General features: G+C 67.3%; 4 protein-coding genes. All 4 read right to left on the bottom strand.

Going from position 1 to position 5723, the window contains the following annotated elements:
• Nucleotides 1-41: 41 nt before the first annotated feature.
• A complete protein-coding gene (gene uxuA, locus sphsw_RS10015) occupies nucleotides 42-1211 on the bottom strand; it encodes a mannonate dehydratase (protein WP_235188356.1) in 1170 nt (389 codons plus the stop codon).
• Between the two features lie 19 nt (nucleotides 1212-1230).
• Nucleotides 1231-2514: an MFS transporter gene (locus sphsw_RS10010; protein WP_042467021.1), complete on the bottom strand. Its 1284-nt coding sequence runs from the start codon at nucleotides 2512-2514 to the stop codon at nucleotides 1231-1233.
• Entirely contained in the window at nucleotides 2511-5165 is a 2655-nt protein-coding gene (locus sphsw_RS10005; protein ID WP_031440494.1) for a glycoside hydrolase family 2, read from the bottom strand. The genes sphsw_RS10010 and sphsw_RS10005 overlap by 4 nt, the downstream gene beginning before the upstream one ends.
• A 351-nt stretch (nucleotides 5166-5516) precedes the next feature.
• Nucleotides 5517-5723: hypothetical protein (locus tag sphsw_RS20400; RefSeq protein WP_235188355.1), on the bottom strand; the 207-nt coding region annotated here is incomplete at its 5' end.

Here is a 5723-nt window from a genome sequence, read left to right as displayed (position 1 = left end):
GGCGGGGAACAGCCGGTCGGGGTGAAGCTCTAAAGGACGGGTCATGCAAGCGCTCCTGCCGCAAAGGCGATACCGCGTTCAAGTCCGCGTAGTTCGGCGAGCCCGCGCATCCGGCCGAGCAGCGAGTAGCCGGGATTGGTCGTGCGCGTCAGGTCGTCGAGCATCTGATGACCATGGTCGGGGCGCATGGGGATGCTGCGCCCTTCGCGGACCGACAGCCGGTGGACCGCCGCCATGACCGCCGCCATGCCGGCATCGCCCTCCAGATGATCGGCTTCGTGGAACGCGCCATCGGCCTCGCGCTGGACCGAACGCAGGTGCAGGAAGCCGATCCGCGAGCCGAGCCGGTCGACCATGCCGGGCAGGTCGTTGTCGGCGCGCACGCCGAACGACCCGGTACACAGGCATAGCCCGTTCGAGACGTTGGGCACGCGGGTGAAGAGATCGGTCACGTCGGCCTCGGTGCTGACGACGCGCGGCAGGCCGAAGATCGGAAAGGGCGGATCGTCGGGATGGACGACCAGTGCGATACCGAGCTCGTCCGCCAGCGGGCACACCGCCTCGAGAAACGCGACATGGTTGTCGCGCAGCCGCGCGGCGTCGATCGCGTCGTAGCGGCCGATCGCCTCGAGGAACGCGGCAGAGGTGAAGCCCTCCTCGCTGCCCGGCAGGCCCGCAAGGATCGTCCGTTCGAGATCCGCGCGGGCCGCCGTGTCCATGCCGGCGAAACGCGCCGCCGCCGCGTCACGGACCGCAGGCGCATAGCTCTGCTCGGCGCCCGGCCGCTGCAGCATGAACAGGTCATAGGCGGCCACCACGATCGCCTCATACCGCAGCGCGCGCGATCCGTCGGGCAGTTCCCAGGCGAGATCGGTCCGCGTCCAGTCGAGCAACGGCATGAAATTATAGGTGACGACGCGAATGCCGCACGCCGCGAGATTGCGCAGGCTCTCGCGATAGGCATGGATCAGCCGGTCCCATTCGCCCGAGCGGGTCTTGATGCCCTCGTCGACCGGCAGGCTCTCGACCACCGTCCAGTCGAGCCCGGCGTCGCGCACCATCTGCTTGCGCGCGGCGATCGCCTCGCGCGTCCAGACCTCGCCGTTCGGGACCTCGTGCAGCGCGGTCACCACCTCGGTCGCGCCGGATTGCCGGATGCTGTCCAGCCGCACCGGATCGTTCGGCCCGAACCAGCGCATCGTCTGCGTCATCAACACACTCGTCATCCTCTTAAACCCTCAACCCCGTGCGCGGCGTAGCGCGCAGCAAACTCCACAAGACGACCGCCGCGAGCAGATCGAGCGCCGCCAACGCGGCGAACAGCGGGTCATATCCCCACGCATCCGCGCTCTGCCCGATCAGCAGCGTGAACAGCATCCCGCCGACCCAGGCCGACGTCCCCGCCATCCCGGTCGCGGTGCCGACCGTCCGGCTGTCGAACATGTCCGAACACAGCGTCACCAGCGCGCCGCTCAGCATCTGGTGCGCGAAGCCGCCGATGCAGAACAGGATGATCGCGACGCCGGGCGATCCGGCGAACCCGATGCACGCCGGTCCGATCATGCACATCGCGCCGATCGTCATCGTGATCTTGCGCGACGCGACCAGCGGCACGCCGCGCTTCATCAGCCAGCTCGGCAGCACGCCCGCGGCCAGGCTGCCGAAATCGGCGGCGAGGAACGGCATCCACGCCCATAAGGCGATGCTCTTCAGATCGAGCTTCCATACCGACACGAGATAGAGCGGGATGAAGAAGTTGAACGTCTGCCACGCCGGTTCGGCCAGGAATTTCGGGACCGCGATCCCCCAGAAGCTGCGGCTGCGCAACAGGTCGCCGCGCGTCGCGGGCTTGGCGGTGACGTCCTCGCCCCGGGTCTCGATGATCGCGGCGCGCTCGTCCTCGCTCAGCGCAGGGTGGTCGGCGGGGCTGCGATAACCCCAATACCACAGGAACGCCCAGACGAGGCTGAGCCCGCCGGTGACGATGAACGCCGCCTGCCAGTTCCAGGCGAGGATACAGAAGGCGACGAGCGGTGGCGCGATCATGTTGCCGACGCTGGTGCCCATCTGGAACACGCTGGTCGCCAGCGACCGCTCGCGCGGGGGGAACCATTCGGACACCGTCTTGGCGCCCGCGGGGATCGCCGCCGCCTCGCTCGCGCCGAGCAGCGCGCGGAACAGCGCGAGGCTCGGCCAGCCGGTCGCCAGCGCATGCGCCATGTTGGCGAGCGCCCAGCCGACCGCGAACAGGAAGAAGCCGAGCCGTGTGCCGAGCAGGTCGAGCACGCTGCCGGCGACGGTCTGCATCACCGTGTAGCTGGCCTGGAACGCCAGCACGACCCAGCTGTAATCCTCGGTCGACATGCCGAATTCGGTCTTGAGCTGCGGTGCGGCCACCGACAGGGTCGAGCGCGCGAGATAGTTGAGGATCGTCCCCAGCGTCACCAGCGCGATCAGCCGCCAGCGCAGCGGCACGCTGCGCCAGCCGCGCCGCGGGTTGCCCGGCGCGCTCATCTCGTGATCTCGATACCGGACACGATCGCATCGCCCTTGATCGGCACGAATTTCAGGTCGAGCATGCCGTCGGTGACGCCCACGACGATCCGCCGCGTGACGCGCGTGAGCGGCGCGCCCGCGACCGCGGCGATGTCCAGCGCGGCGATCGCGCGCTTGCCGTTGGCGACGACGTCGAACTGTCGGGCGCCGGCCGCGAGCGCGGGTTCGACGAAGCTCAGCTCGACCGTGTAGCGCCCGTTGGCGAGCGGCACGCGGTAGCTGAACCGGCCTTCGCGGTAGGTTTCGGCGACCGCGCCTTCGGGCGTCCCCGCGACGATTTTCTTCTCGGGGCGCGGCCCATAGCCCGAATAGGCGTTGATATCGCCGAAACTGCCGCCGGCGAAGAACGCGTCCGAGCCATAACGCTTGCCCGCGATCTCCGGTGCGACCAGCGCGCCGCTGTCGATCCGGACCGACCGCGCAGCCTCCGGCGCCACCCGCCATTCGATCCCGTCGTCGACCGCCCCGGTCGGGAAGACGCCGCGCGCGACGACGCGGTTCGCCCCCGCCGCCAGCGCGACGTTCGACCAGGCGCAGATCATCTGCGGACAGGCGCTCAGCGTGCCGACGACGCGGTCGTTGACGAGCAGGTCGGTGCGCGGCGCGTTGCTGTACACGCGGACGTCGGCGACCGGATAGGCGCGGTCGACATAGCGCCGCCCGGCGACGTGCACGGTCGGCGTCGCGGTCCAGTTCGCCTTGTAGAAATAATAGGCGTCCTTGCGGATCTTCCGGTCGTAGGTGACCAGCCCCTTGGTGTTGATGTCGATCGCATCGCCCTCGCGCCGGACGGTCGTCGCGAAGTCGAACGAATTCCACAGCCATGTCCCCCACAGATAGGGTTTGGCGGACAGCGTCGCCCAGGCGGTTTCGTGGATGTAGCTCTCATATTCCTCGGGCTGGTTGCGACCGCGCTGGTCGACCTTGCCGCCGAGCGGATTGTCGGTGTGGATCGTCGTCGCGCCGCCCGCGCCATATTCGGTCACCGACACGGGCTGGTTCGGGCGCAGCACGCGGAGCGAGTCGAGATGCTTGCCGAGATCGCCGGGCTGTCCGTAATACCAGCCGAAATAGCGGTTGGCCCCGCCGAGATCGGCGGCCTCCGCGGTGATCGGAACGTCCGCGGAGCCGAGCAGCCGGCCTTCGCAACAGGTCGCCAGCGCGGTCGCGCGGGACGGATCCTCGCTCTTCGCCAGCGCGTTCAGTTCGCGCAGCAGCGGCAGCGGATCGGGCGCGGGCGTATCCTTGCTGGTGGTGATGAACGCCGGCAGCGACTTGCCGAAATCGACCTCGTTCGCGATCCCCCAGTTGAACACCGACGCATGGTTGCCGTTCTGCCGGATCAGCTCGCGCAACTGTTGGCGCGCATCGTCGCGCAGCCCGGCAGTCGCGACCGCATCGTCCCCCCAGGTCCAGCGCGACACCAGCGGGATCTCGTCCCACAGCACCATGCCGTACCGGTCGGCGAGGTCGTGGATCGCCTGGCCGTGCTGGTAATGGGTGAGCCGGATGCTGTTCACGCCCATTTCGCGCATGATCGCGAAATCCTGCTCGATATCCGCAGGCGCGGTCGCCCAGCCCTTGCCCTCGCGATCCTGGTGATAGCCGACGCCCTGGAGCCGCAGCGGCTTGCCGTTGAGCATGAAGCCGCGGGCCGGGTCGGCGCGCATCTCGCGGATGCCGAATGCCTGCTCAACCCGGTCGAGCACCGCGCCGGACGGCGTCGCGATCTCGACCACCAGCCGGTGCAGATACGGATCGGCGACCCCGTTCCACAGATGCGGCGTCGCGATCGACAGCGACTGGACGCTCTCGGACGCGGCGTCGGCACGCAGGGGGATGCGGCGGGTTCCGGTCGCGACCGTCTTGCCGCCCGCGTCGATCAGCCTGACCACCGCGTTGACCGCCTGAGCCTTGGTGCCGTCGTTCCGGATCCTCACGCGCACGGCGACCTTCGCCATCGTCGCGTCGATCGAGCTGGTCGTCGCGAAGATCCCGCTGCCGCCGGCATCGAGCATGTCGACATGGACCGCGTTCGTGACGATCAAGCTGACCGGACGATAGAGTCCGCCATGCACGAAGAAATCGCCCGCGAGCGGCAGGATGTCGGCGGTCGAGGAGCCCTGCGCCGGCTGCGTATTGTCGACCTTGACCAGCAGCGTGTTCGCCTGCCCGGCGCGGAGCGCGCGCGTGGCATCGAGCCGGAAGCGTGAAAACCCGCCCTTGTGCCCGCCGATCCGCTGGCCGTTGAGCCAGACCTCGGCAGTGCGGCTCGCCGCGTCGAACTGGAGCCAAGCGTGCTGTCCCGCGTCCATGGCAGGCGGGGTGAAGGTCATGCGGTACCAGCCGACGCCCTGATATTTGTCGACCGACTCGGCATTGTTCAGATGGGTCTGGGGGTCGGGCATGTAATAGCCGACGCGGTTCCAGGTGTGCGGTACGCTGACCCGCACCCAGGATCCGGCGGCCTGTGCCGCCTGCGCCGGATCGACGTCGCCGCGCTGGAACTCCCAGCCCTGAGCCAAGGGGACGACCGATCGCTCGCTCTGTGCGGCAGCGGGCGCGGCCATGACGGCGATGACGGCCGCCGCGACATATCTGGTCTGCATAACCCTCTCCCTGATCTTTTTTTGGCAGCTTAATTCCTGACAATTGGCCTGACCAGTTAATTTTTAAGTTTGGCTTGGATTTTGGACGGTTTTTGGAAGGTCGGGTTGCACGGTGCCACCTCTCCAACGCGCCCGGCCCTCTGCGTGTCAGGACAATAAGGCTGTCGCGGCTTGGCATGTGATCGGGTTTGCGGCCGTCCGGTAAGGCAGGTCGGGCGCCCAACATCAGCCCGCGCGCGGACCTCTTTTTTGATTCAAATCAAGAACAGAGATCAACGTTAAGAGAAAGGTAACGGAATCGGGGTATATTTTAGTTGTATTCGAAGGACTAAGCCACCGCGGCCGTTCGTTTTATACAACGATCGACCTTCTTCTCATCAAGACCTTCGCCACCGACATTGCCGCATTCAGCGGCTCTTCCGACGCCTTGCTACTACGACTCCCGCTGCTGCGGATGGGAGGTTCGTAGCGTCCATCCGCGGTGACTTTCGAGGTATATCCAATGACGTCGATCCTTCGGGCAGCCGCGTGTGCGGCGGTGAGTATGGCTGCGCTCGT

The sequence above is a fragment of the Sphingomonas sp. FUKUSWIS1 genome (genome assembly GCF_000733135.1).
GTDB lineage: Bacteria > Pseudomonadota > Alphaproteobacteria > Sphingomonadales > Sphingomonadaceae > Sphingomonas > Sphingomonas aerolata.
The sequence above is the reverse complement of the archived record's forward strand: the minus strand, read 5'-3'. Positions and strand labels throughout refer to the sequence as shown.

Coding starts and splice junctions, on each gene's coding strand:
- sphsw_RS10010 (WP_042467021.1), bottom strand. CDS start 2,514: ATGAGCGCGCCGGGCAACCCGCGGCGCGGCTGGCGCAGCGTGCCGCTG.
- sphsw_RS10005 (WP_031440494.1), bottom strand. CDS start 5,165: ATGCAGACCAGATATGTCGCGGCGGCCGTCATCGCCGTCATGGCCGCG.
- uxuA (WP_235188356.1), bottom strand. CDS start 1,211: ATGACGCAGACGATGCGCTGGTTCGGGCCGAACGATCCGGTGCGGCTG.